18 protein-coding genes, 2 rRNA genes and 1 other annotated feature (1 of these 21 cut by a window edge) are annotated in these 18,469 nt (G+C 42.1%); all 20 genes read left to right on the forward strand.

The features are described from left to right. Positions 1-1,104 (forward strand): 23S ribosomal RNA (locus NST18_RS00450); it begins 1,822 nt to the left of the window's first position. A 216-nt stretch (positions 1,105-1,320) separates the two neighbouring features. Then, a 5S ribosomal RNA gene (gene rrf / locus NST18_RS00455) occupies positions 1,321-1,437 on the forward strand. Positions 1,438-1,605: 168 nt separating this feature from the next. Next, positions 1,606-2,067 (forward strand): CtsR family transcriptional regulator, encoded by a 462-nt coding sequence (locus NST18_RS00460; protein WP_004888615.1) that lies wholly within the window; start codon positions 1,606-1,608, stop codon positions 2,065-2,067. 14 nt (positions 2,068-2,081) lie between these two features. Further along, entirely contained in the window at positions 2,082-2,627 is a 546-nt protein-coding gene (locus NST18_RS00465) for a UvrB/UvrC motif-containing protein (protein WP_004888616.1), read from the forward strand. 4 nt (positions 2,628-2,631) lie between these two features. After that, positions 2,632-3,696, forward strand: coding sequence for a protein arginine kinase (locus tag NST18_RS00470; RefSeq protein ID WP_004888618.1), 1,065 nt, complete (start codon positions 2,632-2,634; stop codon positions 3,694-3,696). A 20-nt stretch (positions 3,697-3,716) separates the two neighbouring features. Next, positions 3,717-6,149, forward strand: a complete 2,433-nt coding sequence (gene clpC / locus NST18_RS00475) for an ATP-dependent protease ATP-binding subunit ClpC (RefSeq protein ID WP_004888619.1) — start codon at positions 3,717-3,719, stop codon at positions 6,147-6,149. A 58-nt stretch (positions 6,150-6,207) separates the two neighbouring features. Beyond that, complete coding sequence (radA, locus tag NST18_RS00480) at positions 6,208-7,602, forward strand: DNA repair protein RadA (RefSeq protein ID WP_004888620.1); 1,395 nt, start codon at positions 6,208-6,210, stop codon at positions 7,600-7,602. An 89-nt stretch (positions 7,603-7,691) separates the two neighbouring features. Further along, positions 7,692-8,780, forward strand: coding sequence for a PIN/TRAM domain-containing protein (locus tag NST18_RS00485; protein ID WP_004888622.1), 1,089 nt, complete (start codon positions 7,692-7,694; stop codon positions 8,778-8,780). A 19-nt stretch (positions 8,781-8,799) separates the two neighbouring features. Continuing rightward, on the forward strand, positions 8,800-9,486 hold the full coding sequence (ispD, locus tag NST18_RS00490) for a 2-C-methyl-D-erythritol 4-phosphate cytidylyltransferase (RefSeq protein WP_004888623.1): 687 nt from the start codon (positions 8,800-8,802) through the stop codon (positions 9,484-9,486). Further along, a complete protein-coding gene (gene ispF / locus NST18_RS00495) occupies positions 9,486-9,971 on the forward strand; it encodes a 2-C-methyl-D-erythritol 2,4-cyclodiphosphate synthase (RefSeq protein WP_340721127.1) in 486 nt (161 codons plus the stop codon). The genes ispD and ispF overlap by 1 nt, the downstream gene beginning before the upstream one ends. Positions 9,972-10,255: 284 nt before the next feature. Beyond that, on the forward strand, positions 10,256-11,605 hold the full coding sequence (locus NST18_RS00500; RefSeq protein WP_064214294.1) for an ISLre2 family transposase: 1,350 nt from the start codon (positions 10,256-10,258) through the stop codon (positions 11,603-11,605). A gap of 210 nt (positions 11,606-11,815) precedes the next feature. Beyond that, positions 11,816-13,276, forward strand: coding sequence for a glutamate--tRNA ligase (gene gltX, locus NST18_RS00505; protein WP_004888626.1), 1,461 nt, complete (start codon positions 11,816-11,818; stop codon positions 13,274-13,276). A gap of 42 nt (positions 13,277-13,318) precedes the next feature. Then, positions 13,319-13,538: a binding site (T-box leader), on the forward strand. 53 nt (positions 13,539-13,591) lie between these two features. Beyond that, on the forward strand, positions 13,592-14,257 hold the full coding sequence (gene cysE, locus NST18_RS00510) for a serine O-acetyltransferase (protein WP_004888627.1): 666 nt from the start codon (positions 13,592-13,594) through the stop codon (positions 14,255-14,257). Beyond that, a complete protein-coding gene (gene cysS / locus NST18_RS00515) occupies positions 14,238-15,635 on the forward strand; it encodes a cysteine--tRNA ligase (protein WP_004888629.1) in 1,398 nt (465 codons plus the stop codon). Before cysE ends, cysS begins: the two co-directional genes overlap by 20 nt. 4 nt (positions 15,636-15,639) lie before the next feature. Continuing rightward, complete coding sequence (locus NST18_RS00520; protein WP_004888631.1) at positions 15,640-16,065, forward strand: Mini-ribonuclease 3; 426 nt, start codon at positions 15,640-15,642, stop codon at positions 16,063-16,065. A gap of 2 nt (positions 16,066-16,067) precedes the next feature. Next, positions 16,068-16,805, forward strand: a complete 738-nt coding sequence (gene rlmB, locus NST18_RS00525; protein ID WP_004888633.1) for a 23S rRNA (guanosine(2251)-2'-O)-methyltransferase RlmB — start codon at positions 16,068-16,070, stop codon at positions 16,803-16,805. Position 16,806: 1 nt separating this feature from the next. Then, a complete protein-coding gene (locus NST18_RS00530) occupies positions 16,807-17,316 on the forward strand; it encodes an NYN domain-containing protein (protein ID WP_004888634.1) in 510 nt (169 codons plus the stop codon). 67 nt (positions 17,317-17,383) lie between these two features. Further along, positions 17,384-18,034 (forward strand): RNA polymerase sporulation sigma factor SigH, encoded by a 651-nt coding sequence (sigH, locus tag NST18_RS00535; protein ID WP_340721129.1) that lies wholly within the window; start codon positions 17,384-17,386, stop codon positions 18,032-18,034. Between the two features lie 63 nt (positions 18,035-18,097). After that, positions 18,098-18,247 carry a 50S ribosomal protein L33 gene (gene rpmG, locus NST18_RS00540; RefSeq protein ID WP_004888636.1) on the forward strand — a complete coding sequence of 50 codons (150 nt, stop codon included), beginning with the start codon at positions 18,098-18,100 and terminating at the stop codon, positions 18,245-18,247. A 32-nt stretch (positions 18,248-18,279) separates the two neighbouring features. Next, positions 18,280-18,462: a preprotein translocase subunit SecE gene (gene secE, locus NST18_RS00545; RefSeq protein ID WP_004888640.1), complete on the forward strand. Its 183-nt coding sequence runs from the start codon at positions 18,280-18,282 to the stop codon at positions 18,460-18,462. Positions 18,463-18,469: the final 7 nt, after the last annotated feature.

Raw genomic sequence — 18,469 nt, forward strand, 5'->3', positions numbered from 1 at the left:
CTGCGAAGCCGTAAGGCGAAGTATAGGGGCTGACACCTGCCCGGTGCTGGAAGGTTAAGGGGAGCGCTTAGCGCAAGCGAAGGTGCGAACCGAAGCCCCAGTAAACGGCGGCCGTAACTATAACGGTCCTAAGGTAGCGAAATTCCTTGTCGGGTAAGTTCCGACCCGCACGAAAGGTGTAACGACTTGGGCACTGTCTCAACGAGAGACCCGGTGAAATCATAGTACCTGTGAAGATGCAGGTTACCCGCGACAGGACGGAAAGACCCCGTGGAGCTTTACTGCAGCCTGATATTGAATGTTGGTGCGACATGTACAGCATAGGTGGGAGACTGAGAAGCCTGGACGCCAGTCTAGGTGGAGTCGCCGTTGGGATACCACCCTTGTCGTACTGAGATTCTAACCCGCACCCCTGATCGGGGTGGGAGACAGTGTCAGGTGGGCAGTTTGACTGGGGCGGTCGCCTCCCAAAGCGTAACGGAGGCGCCCAAAGGTTCCCTCAGAATGGTTGGAAATCATTCGAAGAGTGTAAAGGCAGAAGGGAGCTTGACTGCGAGACCTACAAGTCGAGCAGGGACGAAAGTCGGGCTTAGTGATCCGGTGGTTCCGAATGGAAGGGCCATCGCTCAACGGATAAAAGCTACCCCGGGGATAACAGGCTTATCTCCCCCAAGAGTCCACATCGACGGGGAGGTTTGGCACCTCGATGTCGGCTCATCGCATCCTGGGGCTGTAGTCGGTCCCAAGGGTTGGGCTGTTCGCCCATTAAAGCGGTACGCGAGCTGGGTTCAGAACGTCGTGAGACAGTTCGGTCCCTATCCGTCGCGGGCGTAGGAAATTTGAGAGGAGCTGTCCTTAGTACGAGAGGACCGGGATGGACGCACCGCTGGTGTACCAGTTGTTCCGCCAGGAGCACAGCTGGGTAGCTATGTGCGGAAGGGATAAGCGCTGAAAGCATCTAAGCGTGAAGCCCCCCTCAAGATGAGATTTCCCATCGCGTCAAGCGAGTAAGATCCCTTGAAGATGACAAGGTAGATAGGTCCGAGGTGGAAGCGTGGCGACACGTGCAGCTGACGGATACTAATCGATCGAGGACTTAACTAAGCACACAAGAAAAGCGAAGGCGACTGTCCAGCCACGAAGAACGCGAAAGGCCTGCGAGGAGGCTGTTGCCGCCACAGCAGGACTGAAGTGGTTCGAGGGGCTAGGAGCCGCAGCTAGACATCAAGAAAAGCTGAGAACGGTTCTTGACATAGTCAAGAAAAGCGAAGGCGACTGTTCTGTTATCTAGTTTTGAAGGAATTATCCTTCAATATATTGCTCGGTGACGATGGCGGAGAGGTCACACCCGTTCCCATCCCGAACACGGAAGTTAAGCTCTCCAGCGCCGATGGTAGTTGGCGGGACACCGCCTGCGAGAGTAGGACGTTGCCGGGCAAGGAAAGACCAAGACAAATTTTGTCTTGGTCTTTTTGTTTTATATCGTGAATGCAATGGGTAAAATATATAAGAAAAAGAAGGGAATCCTTGCATTTTTGAAGAAATCCGTATATATTAAAATTAAAGTCAAATATAGTCAAAGTCAACTGGCAGAGGAGGGATTATGTGAGGAATATCTCTGATGTCATTGAGCAATATTTAAAACAAGTATTAAATATGAGCGGAAAAGATATCGTTGAGATTAAACGAAGCGAAATTGCAGACAAGTTTCAGTGTGTTCCTTCGCAAATAAATTATGTCATTAACACACGCTTTACGTTAGAAAGAGGATACATTGTTGAGAGTAAACGAGGTGGCGGCGGCTATATTCGCATAATGAAAGTGAAAAATCAAAATACTTCTCAGCTTATTGATCATTTATTGTCACTTGTCCAAGAAAGAATTAGTCAAACAAATGGAGAACATATTATTCAACGCTTATTAGATGAAAAGGTAATTTCAAAACGAGAAGCGAATATGATGTTAAGCATCATTGATCGCACGGTTTTATCTCTTGACCTTCCTCATCGTGACGAGTTGCGTGCGCGCATATTAAAAGCGATGCTGACATCGTTAAAGTATATGTAGAGAGGGTGAATACTTTGATATGTCAAGAGTGTAATCAACGACCAGCAACGCTTCATTTCACTAAAATTGTTAATGGGGAGAAGACAGAATTTCATCTTTGTGAGCAATGCGCTCATGAAAAAGGCGAAATGTTTATGTTTCCGCATCAAGGAGCTTTTTCAATCAATAATTTAATTGCAGGACTATTAAATAATATGGATGCATCACTAAAAGAGCCAAAAGCTCCCTCTTTTCACAATGAACATATATTACAATGTGAGCGTTGTAAAATGACATACACCCAATTCGTTAAAGTCGGTCGTTTTGGTTGTGCGAGTTGTTATGAAACGTTTCGTAGCCATTTACCACCTATTTTTCGAAAGTTACATGGAGGACATGTAGCGCATGAGGGGAAAATTCCGAAGCGAGTAGGAGGTACGTTGTACGTCCGTAAGCAAATCGGGCAGTTGAAACAAATGTTACAGGAGCTTATTGCTAAAGAACAATTTGAGAAAGCTGCTGAAGTGCGTGATCAAATTCGAGAACTTGAAGCAGAATTACATGCGGAAGGGGGCGCCTAATTATATGAATGAACATTTGTTTTTCCAACGCGCTCTCAGTCCATGGATGAATGAAGAGGGGCCAGATTCTGATATTGTACTTAGTAGCCGTATTCGTTTAGCGAGAAATATGAGAAAATATCCGTTCCCAACGGTATTTACAAATGAGGAAGCAATGCAAATTGTTCAGTTGTTTGAACGATTATTTTCACAAAAAAGTTTCGATCGTATCGGTTCTTTTTTCTTATTAAAAATGAATGAATTACAATCTATTGAAAAACGTGTATTAGTTGAAAAACATTTAATTAGCCCTCATTTAGCTGAAGATTGTACGTTTGGTGCGTGTTTATTATCTGAACAAGAAGAAGCAAGTATTATGATCAACGAGGAAGATCATATTCGTATTCAATGTTTATTTGCTGGTTTTCAGCTGAAAGAAGCATTGAAAATGGCAAATGCTTTGGATGATTGGATTGAACAACATATTGACTACGCTTTCGACGAAAAGTACGGTTATTTGACGAGCTGTCCAACGAATGTCGGCACAGGTTTGCGAGCATCTGTAATGATGCATTTACCGGGTCTTGTGTTAACACAACAAATGAATCAATTGATTCCTGCGATCAACCAGCTCGGTCTAGTTGTTCGCGGCACGTATGGAGAAGGTAGTGAGGCGTTGGGGAACATTTTCCAAATTTCTAATCAAATTACACTTGGAAAAAGTGAAGAGGATATTGTTGAAGATTTAACAGGAGTTGTTCGTCAACTAATTGAACAAGAACGAATGTCGCGTGAGGCATTAGTCAAAACTTCTAACATACAATTAGAAGATAAGGTATATCGTTCTTACGGTGTGCTAACGAACAGCCGGATCATTGGTTCAAAAGAGGCTGCCCAATGTTTATCTGATGTACGACTAGGCATCGATCTCGGATATATTACGAACGTACCAAAAACAATTTTAACGGAGCTAATGATTTTGACGCAGCCCGGCTTTTTACAAAAGTATGCTGGTGGTGCATTACGCCCGCAAGAACGTGATGTTCGTCGTGCATCGCTCATTCGTGAACGATTACACCAATGGAAGTGAATTAAAGGAGGTTGATGAAAATGATGTTCGGACGTTTTACAGAACGAGCACAAAAAGTGTTAGCATTAGCGCAAGAGGAAGCGGTTCGATTGGGGCATAACAATATTGGAACAGAGCACATTTTGCTCGGTCTTATTCGAGAAGGGGAAGGAATTGCAGCAAAAGCGCTTATGGCGCTCGGATTAGGGCCAGATAAAATTCAAAAAGAAGTAGAATCGCTTATTGGACGGGGAAATGAAGTTGGGCAAACGATCCACTATACGCCACGTGCCAAAAAAGTGATTGAGCTTTCAATGGATGAAGCTAGAAAGCTTGGACATTCTTACGTTGGTACAGAACATATTTTACTTGGCCTTATTCGTGAAGGAGAAGGTGTAGCGGCACGCGTTTTAAATAATTTAGGAGTAAGCTTAAATAAGGCTCGCCAGCAAGTGCTTCAATTATTAGGAAGCAGCGAATCTGCCTCAGGACATCACGGGGGAGCAACGCATGCGAATACGCCGACGTTAGATAGTTTAGCTCGTGATTTAACAGCGATCGCACGCGAAGGCGGTTTAGACCCTGTCATTGGAAGAAGTAAAGAAATTCAACGTGTGATCGAAGTATTGAGCCGCAGAACGAAAAATAACCCTGTTTTAATTGGGGAACCAGGGGTAGGAAAAACAGCCATTGCCGAAGGACTAGCTCAACAAATTGTCAATAACGAAGTGCCAGAAACACTTCGTGATAAGCGTGTCATGACGCTTGACATGGGAACGGTCGTGGCAGGTACAAAATATCGTGGAGAATTTGAAGATCGTTTGAAAAAAGTGATGGATGAAATTCGTCAAGCAGGAAATATCATTTTGTTTATTGACGAATTGCATACGCTCATCGGAGCTGGTGGCGCAGAGGGAGCTATTGATGCATCAAATATTTTAAAACCGTCTCTTGCACGTGGAGAGTTGCAATGTATTGGCGCAACAACATTGGATGAATATCGCAAATATATTGAAAAAGATGCGGCGTTAGAAAGACGTTTTCAACCAATTCATGTTGGTGAGCCAACAGTTGAAGAATCGATCCAAATTTTAAAAGGGTTGCGAGATCGTTATGAGGCTCACCATCGCGTTTCGATTTCAGATGAGGCAATTGAGCAAGCTGTGAAGCTTTCAGATCGCTACATTTCAGATCGATTTTTACCAGATAAAGCAATTGACTTAATTGACGAAGCTTGCTCGAAAGTACGTTTACGTTCGTTTACGACACCACCAAATTTAAAAGAGCTTGAACAAAAACTTGAGGAAATTCGTAAAGAAAAAGATGCAGCGGTACAAAGCCAGGAGTTTGAAAAAGCAGCATCATTACGAGATGCAGAACAAAAATTGCGCGAACAACTTGAAGAAACGAAACGAGCATGGAAAGAGAAACAAGGTCAAGAAAACTCCGAAGTAACTGTAGAGGACATCGCAGCTGTTGTATCTAGCTGGACGGGAATCCCGGTTTCCAAATTAGCTCAAACAGAAACAGAACGGTTGTTAAAACTAGAAGAAATTTTACATTCCCGTGTGATTGGACAAGAAGAAGCTGTCAAAGCAGTTGCAAAAGCAGTTCGTCGCGCCCGTGCAGGCTTAAAAGATCCAAAACGCCCAATCGGTTCGTTTATTTTCCTTGGTCCGACGGGTGTCGGGAAAACAGAATTAGCCCGTGCGCTTGCAGAAGCGATGTTTGGTGATGAAGATGCAATGATTCGAATTGACATGTCTGAATATATGGAGAAACATTCGACATCACGTCTTGTCGGTTCACCTCCGGGATATGTTGGCTACGAAGAAGGTGGACAATTAACGGAAAAAGTTCGTCGCAAGCCGTATTCTGTCATCTTATTAGATGAGATTGAAAAGGCTCATCCAGACGTATTTAACATTTTACTACAAGTATTAGAAGATGGGCGTTTAACGGATTCGAAAGGACGGACAGTTGATTTCCGAAATACGATCATTATTATGACATCAAACGTTGGTGCGGATGCGCTGAAGAGAAATAAATACGTTGGCTTCAATGTGCAAGACGAGAGTCAACAGTACAAAGATATGAAAGGGAAAGTGATGGACGAATTGAAAAAGGCGTTTCGTCCGGAATTTTTAAACCGAATTGATGAAATTATTGTGTTCCATTCGCTTGAGAAGAAACATTTGAAAGAAATTGTTTCATTAATGGTTGAGCAATTGAAAAAACGCCTACAAGAACAACAAATCGATTTAGAGTTAACCGATGCCGCAATTGAAAAATTAGCAGAAGAAGGTTACGATTTAGAATATGGTGCACGTCCATTGCGTCGCGCGATTCAAAAACATGTTGAAGACCGTTTATCTGAAGAACTGTTAAAAGGAACAATCGGCAGCGGACAAAAAGTTGTCATGGATGTAAAGGACGGACAGTTTGTTGTGTTGACAAAAGAGACAGTAAAATAACGAAAACAAGGTATGCTTACACGCATACCTTGTTTTTCATCATGAAAGGAATGGAGTTATGGTTAAGCGGAAAACAAAGTTCGTTTGCCAACATTGTGGATATGAAACGGCGAAATGGATGGGGAAATGTCCGGGGTGCCATTCGTGGAATGCGATGGTTGAAGAAACAGAAATAGTAAAACCACACACCCGAGCATTATTTGTGCATACAGAAGGTGGAACAACTAAACCTGTATCGATTACAACGGTGGAAACAACGCAGGAGCCGAGAATTGATACGAAGTTTACAGAATTTAACCGCGTGTTAGGAGGCGGCATTGTTCGTGGTTCTCTCGTTTTGATTGGGGGGGATCCGGGTATTGGGAAATCGACGTTGTTGCTACAAATTTGCGCTCAACTTGCAAGCGATGACTACTCCGTTTTATATATTTCGGGGGAAGAATCGGTAAAACAAACGAAGTTGCGTGCTGAACGGTTGCATGTGACAGCTAAACATTTATACGTTTTATCTGAAACAAACTTAGAACATATTATCCAAACGGTTGACGAGATGAAGCCAGCGTTTGTCGTTATTGATTCCATCCAAACGATATATCGATCAGAAATTACATCGGCCCCAGGGAGCGTTTCACAAGTTCGTGAATGTACGGCAGAGTTAATGAGACTAGCTAAAACAAAAGGTATTGCGATTTTTATAGTTGGGCATGTTACAAAAGAAGGAGCGCTTGCAGGACCGCGCATTTTAGAACATATGGTTGATACTGTATTATATTTTGAGGGAGAGCGTCATCATACGTATCGCATTTTACGGGCAGTGAAAAATCGATTCGGTTCCACAAACGAAATCGGTATTTTCGAAATGAAAGAAATGGGGCTTACTGAAGTCAAAAACCCGTCGGAAATTTTTTTAGAAGAGCGTTCGAAAGGTGCAGCTGGCTCAACGGTCGTCGCTTCCATGGAGGGAACAAGACCGGTATTAGTGGAAATTCAAGCATTAGTATCGCCAACTAGCTTTGGAACGCCACGTCGAATGGCGACAGGAATAGACCATAATCGCGTATCTTTACTAATGGCTGTGCTTGAAAAAAGAGTTGGTCTGCTTCTTCAAAACCAAGATGCATATTTAAAGGTGGCTGGTGGCATAAAGTTAGATGAACCTGCGATTGACTTAGCGATTGCGGTAAGCATTGCATCTAGCTTTCGAGATCAACCGACAAATCATACGGACGTTGTAATCGGGGAAGTTGGATTAACAGGGGAAGTGCGTCGTGTCTCCCGCATTGAACAGCGTGTACAAGAAGCTGCTAAACTTGGCTTTCAGCGCATCATTATTCCGAAAAGCAACATCGGTGGGTGGAACATTCCAAAAGGTGTTGAAATCATCGGAATAGCTAATGTCGAAGAGGCGCTATACTACGCATTAGGAGAAGGGAAAAATGGTCCAATATTTTAACAAAACCATTAAAAAATGATTAAAAATGATGTTCAGATTGGTTTCAAACATTGGAAACTGTTTATAATGTAATAGAGGAGGTGAAAAACGTGTTAAAACGAATTGTGCAAGCATCTTTTTTAATTACTGGGGGAATGTTAGGAATTATTTTCTTTCCTACTTTGTTGAAAATGTTACATTTAAACGATCTTCCTTATGTCAATAGCCCATATGTAGCGGCTCCAGTTGGTGCGATCATCGTATTCCTTCTCACGTTCTGGTTAGTCGATCATGTGGTTGGACTTATTCATTGGATGGAAGAAACGTTAGTCAAAGCACCTGTAACTGATTTATTATTTGGAAGTCTCGGTTTGATTTTCGGCTTGATTGTAGCCTTTTTAGTCATTATTCCATTAAACTCTATTCAAATTCCGCTTGTTAATACGATATTGCCTATTTTTCTTACGCTATTGTTAGGATATTTAGGATTTCAAGTCGGATTTAAAAAGCGCGATGAGTTAATGGGCTTATTTTCGTTGTCAAACCGAAGTGGCAAGAAAAAAGGTGGCGAAGAAGAGGAGAAAAAAGGAAAATCGCTAAAGATTTTAGATACGAGTGTCATTATTGACGGGCGTATTGCGGATATTTGCCAGACGGGCTTTTTGGAAGGGACGATTGTTATTCCTCGTTTTGTCCTAGAAGAATTGCAACATATTGCTGATTCTTCGGATGCACTAAAAAGAAATCGTGGACGGAGGGGGCTTGATATTTTAAACCGTATCCAAAAAGAGTTAGCCATTAACGTTGAAATATACGAAGGCGACTTTGAAGGAATCCAGGAAGTTGACAGCAAGCTCGTCAAATTGGCTCAATTGACATCAGGGGTTGTTGTGACAAATGATTTTAATTTAAATAAAGTATGCGAACTACAAAATGTTCCCGTATTAAATATTAACGACTTAGCGAACGCGGTAAAACCAATCGTTCTTCCGGGGGAAGAATTGAATGTTCACGTCATTAAAGACGGAAAAGAACAAAATCAAGGTGTTGCTTATTTAGATGACGGAACGATGATCGTTGTAGAAGATGGGAAGGACTATATCGGAAAACGAGTCGATGTGCTTGTAACGAGCGTGTTACAAACTTCGGCTGGAAGAATGATTTTTGCTAAAATAAAACTACTTGAAAAAGCATTATAAGCTGTTAGGAGATAGGAGAATGAATTACCATGTCGTTATACCGGCAGCTGGTCAAGGAAAACGAATGAATGCAGGAATAAATAAACAGTTTATTGAGCTTGAAGGAGTACCCGTTATTATTCATACGTTACGTGTATTTGAAAGAGATGATTTTTGTCGAGGTATTGTGTTAGTTATTAACGATCAAGAACGTGACCAATTTGTTCGTATGCTTCATTGTTTTGAAATAAAAAAAGTGAATGCCCTTGTTTCAGGAGGGGAAGAAAGACAGCAGAGCGTCTATAACGGACTAAAAGTGGTCAACGATGGTCACATTGTGCTCATTCACGACGGTGCTCGTCCGTTTGTAACAATCAAGAAAATTCACGAACTTGTGCATGCAACAAAGGAGACGGGAGCAGCTGTGCTCGCTGTTCCTGTCAAGGATACAATGAAACAGGTGGTCGATGGCCATATTGAGAAAACGGTCGATCGATCGAGCTTGTGGGCTGTGCAAACGCCACAAGCTTTTTCCATGTCATTAATTCTTAATGCCCATGAGCGGGCAAAAAAAGAGCGATTTATCGGAACAGATGATGCCAGTCTTGTTGAGCGGATGGGTCATCGTGTCGTCATTGTCGAAGGTGAGTATACAAACATTAAACTAACGACACCGGAAGATTTATTATTTGCGGAAGCGATTTTACGTGCGAGAGGGGATCGATGATGTATCGAATTGGACAAGGGTTTGATGTTCATCAGTTTGCTGAAGGGCGTCCGCTTATCATTGGTGGAATCAACATTCCGTATGAGAAAGGATTGCTCGGACATTCTGATGCGGACGTGTTGTTGCATGCGATTGCTGATGCTTGTTTAGGAGCCATTGGTGAAGGGGATATCGGAAAACATTTCCCTGATACAGATGAAGCATACAAAGACGTTGACTCTGCGCTACTTTTACAACACGTATGGAAACTTGTTCGTCAACACGGGTATACGCTTGTTAACGTTGACTGTACGATTATTGCGCAAAAACCAAAAATGGCACCACATATTCCAAATATGCAAAAACGTATTGCTGAATTGTTAGAAGGGGATATTTCACAAGTTAACGTCAAGGCGACGACAACAGAAAAACTTGGCTTCACAGGGAGAGAGGAAGGAATTGCCGCACAAGCTGTTGTTTTGTTACAAAAAAATAAGTATGAGTAAAATGTTTGTGGGAGAAAAAAAGACAGGTTCCTGATTTGGTATAATAAGGAACCTGTCAGATATGTAAGCAAAATAGATGAAAAACGGGCTCTCCTCCTGGTAAGGTAGTAAGTGTGAAAATAAGTATGAGTAAAATGTTTGTGGGAGAAAAAAAGACAGGTTCCTGATTTGGTATAATAAGGAACCTGTCAGATATGTAAGCAAAATAGATGAAAAACGGGCTCTCCTCCTGGTAAGGTAGTAAGTGTGAAAAAAAAATACAACCAAAGAAAGGAGTGGAGCCCATGCAGGATTATATCACAAACGGCTTGACATTAAAAGAGATCGAACAGTCTTTATTTAGACATATGCAAAAACAATATGGTCATCTCCTTCAACAGGTGTTGGAGGAGATCGACCGCACATTGGCAGAACAGAGGGACAAGAAACGATATGCGCTCAAAGATAAGCGGACGATCCGACTCCAAACGCTATTTGGAGAGGTGGAAGTGAAGCGAAACTACTACTTTGACCGTGAAAAAAAGGTGTATACGTCTTTACTCGATGTCTTTCTCCAGTTCGATGGGGCGCATGGAGTGAGTCCGCTATTAGAGGAGACAGCGATTCATCTCGCCGTGACGGGTTCTTCGTATCGACAGGCTGCGCAGTCGCTTGAAAAGCTGGTGGGGTATGCATGTATGAGTCACGAAACGATTCGCCAGTCCATCATCGAGGCAGAGGTGGAAGGGCACCGTGCGATGGAGAAAAAAGGGCGCGTGTTTTTTATCGAAGCAGACGGGTTGTACGTGAAACGTCAACGAAGCCGCATCAAAGGAAAAGAAGAAAAGATCATCACGATTCACCAAGGATGGGAGAAAAACGGGAAACGCGTATCCTTAGTGAATCGACGGTATATGGTTCATCAAACGAATGAACCGATTTGGGAAGCTGTAGAGAATTTTCTGATGAAGGAATACAGCTATGATCCGTTTGAGGATTGGGTGGTCATCAATGGAGATGGAGCCCCATGGATTACAGCGTGTCGAGAATATTTCGGGGACAGGGGGTACTTTCAGCTTGATCGGTTCCATGTGGCAAGAGAGATTCGTCAATTGTTCCGAGGTCATGCGAGATATCGGGTGATTCGAAAGAAGTTAGCATCATGGGATGAAGAAGGTGTGTTACGAGAACTCACAAGTGCCATCGGTACGTTAGAACATGAGGAGAAGGAAAAGCAACTCGAGGCGCTTGTTCGTCGAATCGAGGAGATGCCAGGATGTTTGCGTGACTATCGCGTATGGTTGAAGGAAAAAGGGATTGACACGACAAACATGAGGGCGATGGGGAGTGCGGAAGGAACGATGCATGTGTTTGCGAAACGAAGTAAAAACGGTCGAAGTTGGAGGGATGCAGGGATTGAAGCGATGTTGCGAGCGATCGTCGCGATAAAAGATACGTTACTCATTCGGACACGCGATGGAGTGATGTATGGCGCGGAAGAACGAGAAGAAACGAAACGAGAAACGATCGTGAAAAAGGCACTGAAGCGCGTGCAAACGCAAATGACAGAAGTGGTACGAGATAACATCCCATACCTTCGCCAATCTTCAGGGACACCGATTTACGAGGCATTGCAAGCATTGAAAGGTTTTTAAAACGAGAGAAAACGCACATACCTACAGGATGAGAGTAAGTAAAAGCGCTTACATATAACGATTTTATAAAACCATATATAACCAAAAAAATCGGTCGAGAAAAAAATCTCCCACAAAGTCTTGACTCAAACAAAAAATAATGAATGATGGATTTTGTATGCGGTTTACGGTACAATGAGGTACAGAAATTAGGTAGATGGAGGTCATGACATGACACAGGAAGTAAGGGTGCGCTACGCGCCAAGTCCGACGGGTCATTTACATATTGGTGGTGCGCGCACAGCGTTGTTTAACTATTTGTTTGCTCGTCACCATCATGGGAAATTCATCGTTCGCATTGAAGATACAGATATTGAGCGGAATGTAGAAGGTGGCGAACAATCACAGCTTGAAAACTTGAAATGGCTCGGTATTGAATATGATGAATCGGTAGACAAAGACGGAGGATATGGTCCTTATCGTCAAACGGAGCGTCTGCATATTTATCGCCAATATACAAACGAATTGTTAGAAAAAGGCTATGCGTATAAATGTTTTTGTACGCCTGAGGAGCTAGAGCAAGAGCGTGAGGCACAAAAAGCGGCGGGCATTGCGGCACCGCAATATAGTGGCAAATGCCGTCATTTAACGCCAGAGCAAGTTCAACAGCTTGAATCTGAAGGAAAACCGTATACGATTCGTTTAAAAGTACCGGAAGGAAAAGTATATGAATTTGAAGATATGGTGCGCGGTCGTGTATCATTTGAATCGAAAGATATTGGCGATTGGGTGATCGTAAAGGCCAATGGCATCCCGACGTACAACTTCGCTGTCGTCATTGACGATCATTTAATGAAAATTACACATGTATTCCGCGGTGAAGAACATTTATCAAACACACCGAAACAGTTAATGGTGTATGAATATTTCGGTTGGAAGCCACCAAAATACGCACATTTAACATTAATTGTAAATGAAAATCGTAAAAAATTATCAAAGCGCGATGAGTCAATTATTCAATTCGTTTCTCAATATAAAGAACTCGGATATTTACCAGAAGCGATGTTTAACTTTTTTGCGCTATTAGGTTGGTCGCCAGAGGGAGAAGAAGAAATTTTCACGAAAGAAGAGCTTATTCGCATGTTTGATGTGTCCCGTTTATCAAAATCGCCATCGATGTTTGATAAACAAAAGCTGACATGGATGAACAATCAATATATTAAAAAGCTTGATTTAGATCGGTTAGTGGAACTATCACTTCCACATTTAGTTCGAGCTGGTCGCTTGCCAGAACAAATGACAGATGAACAAAAACAATGGGCTCGTGATTTAATCGCACTATATCAAGAGCAAATGAGCTACGGCGCTGAAATTGTTGAGCTGTCAGAGTTGTTCTTTAAACAAGAAATCGAGTATGATGAAGAGGCAAAGGCTGTTTTAGCTGGCGAACAAGTGCCGAATGTACTAAAAGCATTTTACGAGCAAATGGAACAGCTTGCAACGTTTGATAGTGACCACATTAAAGCAGCCATTAAAGCGGTACAAAAAGAAACGGGGCAAAAAGGGAAAAACTTATTCATGCCGATTCGTGTGGCGGTAACAGGGCAAACGCACGGTCCCGAACTTCCAGAGGTGATTCGTTTGCTCGGAAAAGAAGCGGTATTGTCTCGATTAGTAAAATTCATCCGTTAACATTTCCTCGTTTATATAATAAAATAGGTGTAACCTATATTGGTGAAAGCGTTGATGAGGAGAAGTAAAAAGAATCAGCATGCCAGAGAGAACCACCTTGGCTGGAAGTGGTTTATGTTTGATTCTTTTGAAATGCACCTCGGAGCCTCCTTTCGAACCAGAGACGTTCTGCAGTAGAATGGAGCGGATCCCCTTCCGTTATAAGGGCAAGAGTGAGCCTTCGGCTAAACAGAGTGGAACCGCGCAACCAAGCGTCTCTGTGTCATTGTACACAGGGACGTTTTTTATTTGAAAAATAACAAAGGGGGGAGCAATATGTTTAAAACATTAAAAGAAGATATTGAAGTTATTTTCGAACAAGATCCGGCAGCAAGAAGTTGTTTAGAGGTTATTTTGACGTACTCAGGTTTACATGCCATTTGGGCACATCGTATTGCCCACGCGCTTTATAAGCGAAAATTTTATTTTTTAGCGCGCCTCATTTCGCAAATTAGTCGCTTTTTTACGGGTATTGAAATTCATCCCGGCGCAAAGATCGGTCGGCGCTTTTTCATCGATCATGGTATGGGAGTTGTCATTGGAGAAACGTGCGAAATTGGTGATAACGTGACAGTGTATCAAGGCGTCACACTTGGAGGAACAGGGAAAGAAAAAGGAAAGCGTCATCCGACCATTAAAGATAATTGTTTGATTGCGACTGGTGCCAAAGTGCTTGGTTCCATTACTATTGGAGAAAACAGTAAAATTGGAGCCGGATCGGTCGTGTTGAAAGATGTGCCACCGAACTCAACAGTCGTTGGAATTCCAGGTCGCGTTGTTGTGCAAAATGGCGTGCGTGTGAATAAAGATTTAAATCATTGTGATTTACCGGATCCGATTGCAGATCGTTTTAAAGAGTTAGAAGCAGAAATCGAGCAACTAAAAACACAATTAGAAGAACTAAAGAAAGGAACGGTGAACCATGAGCATTCAAGTGTATAATACGTTGACGAGAAAAAAAGAACCGTTTATCCCGTTAGAGCCAAATAAAGTGAAAATGTACGTATGTGGTCCAACAGTATACAACTACATTCATATTGGAAACGCTCGCCCAGCTATCGTATTCGATACGATTCGCCGCTACTTACAATTTCGTGGCTATGAAGTGCAATACGTCTCGAATTTCACGGATGTAGACGATAAATTGATTCGAGCAGCAAGGGAATTAGGTGAAGATGTACCGACCATTGCAGAACGGTTTATTGAGGCGTACTTTGAAGATATTACAGCACTCGGTTGCAAAAAAGCGGACGTCCATCCGCGTGTCACCGAAAACATTGATACAATTATTCAATTTATTGAACAACTGATCGAAAAAGGATATGCGTATGAAGTTGATGGTGATGTATATTACCGAACGCGCCGTTTCTCTGATTATGGGAAGCTATCGCATCAATCGATTGATGAATTAAAATCAGGTGCTCGTATTGAAGTAGGAGAGAAAAAAGAAGACCCTCTTGATTTTGCTTTATGGAAAGCGGCAAAAGAAGGAGAAATTTATTGGGATAGTCCATGGGGGAAAGGTCGTCCGGGCTGGCATATCGAATGCTCCGCGATGGCACGTAAATATTTAGGGGATACGATTGATATTCATGCTGGGGGACAAGATTTAACGTTCCCGCACCACGAAAATGAAATTGCCCAATCTGAGGCGTTAACAGGAAAGCCTTTTGCGAAATATTGGTTGCATAACGGCTACATTAATATCGATAATGAAAAGATGTCAAAATCGCTTGGGAACTTTATTTTAGTGCACGATATTATTAAGCAAGTTGATCCGCAAGTGCTACGTTTCTTTATGCTTTCGGTTCATTATCGCCATCCGATCAACTATAGCCAACCGTTGCTTGAAAGTGCAAGAAGCGGGTTGGAGCGCTTAAAGACTGCATATGCGAACTTAAAACACCGTTTAGAAAGTAGCACGAATTTAACGACAAACGATGAACAATGGCTAGCAAAAATTGAGGAATTAAGAAACGAGTTTATTCGCGAAATGGATGATGATTTTAATACAGCGAACGGGATCGCTGTGCTGTTTGAACTAGCAAAACAAGCGAATGTATATTTGATGGAGAAGCATACGTCGCAAGCGGTTATTCAGAAGTTTTTACGACAATTCGAACAGCTTTTTGATGTGCTTGGTCTTTCACTGCAACAAGATGAGTTGCTTGATGAAGAAATTGAAGCGCTTATCCAACAGCGAATTGAAGCGCGAAAAAATCGCGACTTCGCTTTAGCTGACCGCATTCGCGATGAATTAAAAGCGAAAAACATCATTTTAGAAGATACACCGCAAGGAACGAGATGGAGAAGAGGATAAAACGATGTTGCATTTGTTTAACAAAATGAAAGATTTTCAGCAGTTAAACGGTTTAACGTTAGCCTACATTGGTGATGCCGTATACGAATTATTCGTACGGCATCACCTTCTGACCTTAGGAAAAGTAAAACCAAACGATTTACACAATTTAGCAAAAACGTACGTTTGTGCGAAGGCGCAGGCGAAAGTATTACAATGGTTGCTCAATCATAACCAACTTTCTGAGCAAGAAATGGCTATTGTTCGAAGAGGTCGTAATGCAAAATCAGGGAGTACCCCGAAAAATACAGATGTACAAACGTACCGTCAAAGTACAGGGCTCGAAGCATTAATCGGTTACCATTTTTTGAGCGGAAATGAAGAACGACTTCATCAATTAATGCAGTTGGCGTTACATGTACATCAAAACGATGAGGAAAGGAGGAAGTAATGATGGATCTCATTATTGGTAAAAACCCGGTGTTAGAAGCATTAAAATCTGGACGAGAAATGAATAAAATATGGATTGCTGAAGGCTCACAACGTGGTCAAATGCAATCGATCATTCAGCTCGCAAAAGAGATGGGTATTACGGTACAATATGTTCCTAAAAAAAAGATGGATCAATTAAGTGACGGCAATCATCAAGGGGTCATTGCGCAAGTTGCTGCATACCGATACTATGACATAGATGATTTATTTAAAAAGGCAGAAGAAAGAGAAGAAGCACCGTTTTTTATTATTTTGGATGAGCTTGAAGACCCACACAATTTAGGATCGATTATGCGAACAGCTGATGCGGTAGGTGCCCATGGTATTATTATTCCGAAACGGCGTTCGGTCGGTTTAACCGCAACGGTAGCGAAAGCGTCAACCGGTGCGATTGAATATGTGCCTGTTGCGCGTGTAACGAACTTAGCGCGGACGGTTGATGAATTGAAAGAGCGGGGCGTTTGGATTTTTGGAACGGATGCAAAAGGAACTCAAGATTATCGTCAACTTGATGGAGTCATTCCGTTAGCCTTAATTATCGGTAGTGAAGGGAAAGGAATAAGCCGTTTATTACGAGATAAATGCGATGTGCTCGTTCGTTTGCCGATGATAGGACATGTCACATCGTTAAATGCCTCGGTTGCGGCGAGCTTGTTAATGTATGAGGTGTACCGAAAGCGACATCCATTAGGTGAGTAAAATGGATATTTTAATCGTTGATGGCTACAACATCATCGGTGCCTGGCCAGAACTGCGCGAGTTGCGCGATACAGATTTATCGTTAGCGCGCGACCGACTTGTCGAGAAAATGGCGGAATATCAAGCATTTACCGGTTGTAAAGTCATTATTGTTTTCGATGCACACCTCGTACAAGGAACAACAAAAAAATATGTCGATCATCAAGTAGAGGTCATTTTTACAAAGGAAAACGAAACGGCTGATGAGCATATCGAGAAATTAGCGAAATCGCTCCAGCAAGTTCGGACAAAAGTATACGTCGCTACATCAGACTACACGGAACAATGGGCAATTTTCGGTCAAGGGGCGTTGCGCAAATCAGCCCGAGAATTATTGATTGAAGTAGATGCGGTGCAGCGAAATATTTCAACGAACGTCAAGCACATTCAACAAAAAAAGCCGATGTCAAAAATTCCTCTCACAGACGAAGTCGCAAAAATTTTCGAAAAATGGCGAAGAGGGGAAAAATGAACGATTGACCCTGTAAAAAAATGTACTGTATAATACTTTTATCCATGTGCAGGGCGGGGGGATCGGCGTGAGCGCAAATGTAAACAAAAAACAACAAAGCCGTTACGAACAATTAGAAGATGAAATGATTGTAGAACTCGTACATCAAGGTGATAGTGAGGCGCTTGATTACTTAATTCATAAGTATAAAAATTTTGTTCGAGCGAAAGCACGTTCATATTTTTTAGTCGGTGCAGATCGCGAAGATATTGTGCAAGAAGGAATGATCGGGCTATATAAAGCGATCCGGGATTTCAAAGAAGACAAGCAATCTTCATTTAAGGCGTTTGCAGAGTTATGCATTACTCGCCAAATGATTACAGCTATTAAGATGGCTACGCGCCAAAAACACATTCCTCTCAATTGTTACGTTTCATTGGACAAGCCAATTTACGAAGATGATTCTGCCCGTACATTGATGGACGTTCTTTCGGGAACGAAAATAACAAACCCCGAAGAACTAATTATTAATAGAGAAGAGTTCAATCACATTGAAGAAAAGATGACCGAGCTACTCAGCGATTTAGAAAGAAAAGTGCTTCTCCTTTATTTAGAAGGTCGATCATATCAAGAAATTTCGGAAGAACTCAATCGTCATGTCAAATCGATTGACAATGCCTTGCAACGCGTGAAACGCAAACTAGAAAAGTATGTAGAAATTCAAGGAATTCGTTTATAATATTGACATAAAAAAATATTGTATGATACAGTCTTTAAGACGCAGTGTATCGGAGGAAAACGTATGCGCAAAAAAGTGATTTTAGCGTGTAGTCAATGTTTAAGCCGAAACTATACAACGATGAAAAATATAGCTCATTACGATGAGCGGCTAGAGATGAAAAAGTTTTGTAAAACATGCCATACGCATACGATTCACCGTGAAACGAAGTAAGTTGATGATCCCGAGATGTTGGAGGGTTTTCTATGCAACGAGTAACGAAGTTTTTCCGCGAAGTTGTTCGCGAGATGAAAAAAGTCAGCTGGCCAAAACGAAAAGAACTAGTGAACTATACAATTACCGTTCTGGCGACGGTGGCGTTTTTTACTGTATTTTTTGCTGTTGTTGATTTAGGAATTTCAGAGTTAGTTCGTCTTATACTTGAATAGTGGTCGT

The organism is Anoxybacillus sp. FSL W8-0104 (genome assembly GCF_038004465.1).
GTDB classification, from domain to species: domain Bacteria; phylum Bacillota; class Bacilli; order Bacillales; family Anoxybacillaceae; genus Anoxybacillus; species Anoxybacillus flavithermus_G.

What these genes read in the sequence shown, in the direction of transcription:
- radA (WP_004888620.1), top strand. Translation starts at nt 6,208, where the DNA reads ATGGTTAAGCGGAAAACAAAGTTCGTTTGCCAACATTGTGGATATGAA.
- NST18_RS00500 (WP_064214294.1), top strand. Translation starts at nt 10,256, where the DNA reads ATGCAGGATTATATCACAAACGGCTTGACATTAAAAGAGATCGAACAG.
- rpmG (WP_004888636.1), top strand. Translation starts at nt 18,098, where the DNA reads ATGCGCAAAAAAGTGATTTTAGCGTGTAGTCAATGTTTAAGCCGAAAC.
- gltX (WP_004888626.1), top strand. Translation starts at nt 11,816, where the DNA reads ATGACACAGGAAGTAAGGGTGCGCTACGCGCCAAGTCCGACGGGTCAT.
- NST18_RS00530 (WP_004888634.1), top strand. Translation starts at nt 16,807, where the DNA reads ATGGATATTTTAATCGTTGATGGCTACAACATCATCGGTGCCTGGCCA.
- secE (WP_004888640.1), top strand. Translation starts at nt 18,280, where the DNA reads ATGCAACGAGTAACGAAGTTTTTCCGCGAAGTTGTTCGCGAGATGAAA.
- cysS (WP_004888629.1), top strand. Translation starts at nt 14,238, where the DNA reads ATGAGCATTCAAGTGTATAATACGTTGACGAGAAAAAAAGAACCGTTT.
- clpC (WP_004888619.1), top strand. Translation starts at nt 3,717, where the DNA reads ATGATGTTCGGACGTTTTACAGAACGAGCACAAAAAGTGTTAGCATTA.
- cysE (WP_004888627.1), top strand. Translation starts at nt 13,592, where the DNA reads ATGTTTAAAACATTAAAAGAAGATATTGAAGTTATTTTCGAACAAGAT.
- NST18_RS00520 (WP_004888631.1), top strand. Translation starts at nt 15,640, where the DNA reads ATGTTGCATTTGTTTAACAAAATGAAAGATTTTCAGCAGTTAAACGGT.
- ispD (WP_004888623.1), top strand. Translation starts at nt 8,800, where the DNA reads ATGAATTACCATGTCGTTATACCGGCAGCTGGTCAAGGAAAACGAATG.
- ispF (WP_340721127.1), top strand. Translation starts at nt 9,486, where the DNA reads ATGTATCGAATTGGACAAGGGTTTGATGTTCATCAGTTTGCTGAAGGG.
- rlmB (WP_004888633.1), top strand. Translation starts at nt 16,068, where the DNA reads ATGGATCTCATTATTGGTAAAAACCCGGTGTTAGAAGCATTAAAATCT.
- NST18_RS00470 (WP_004888618.1), top strand. Translation starts at nt 2,632, where the DNA reads ATGAATGAACATTTGTTTTTCCAACGCGCTCTCAGTCCATGGATGAAT.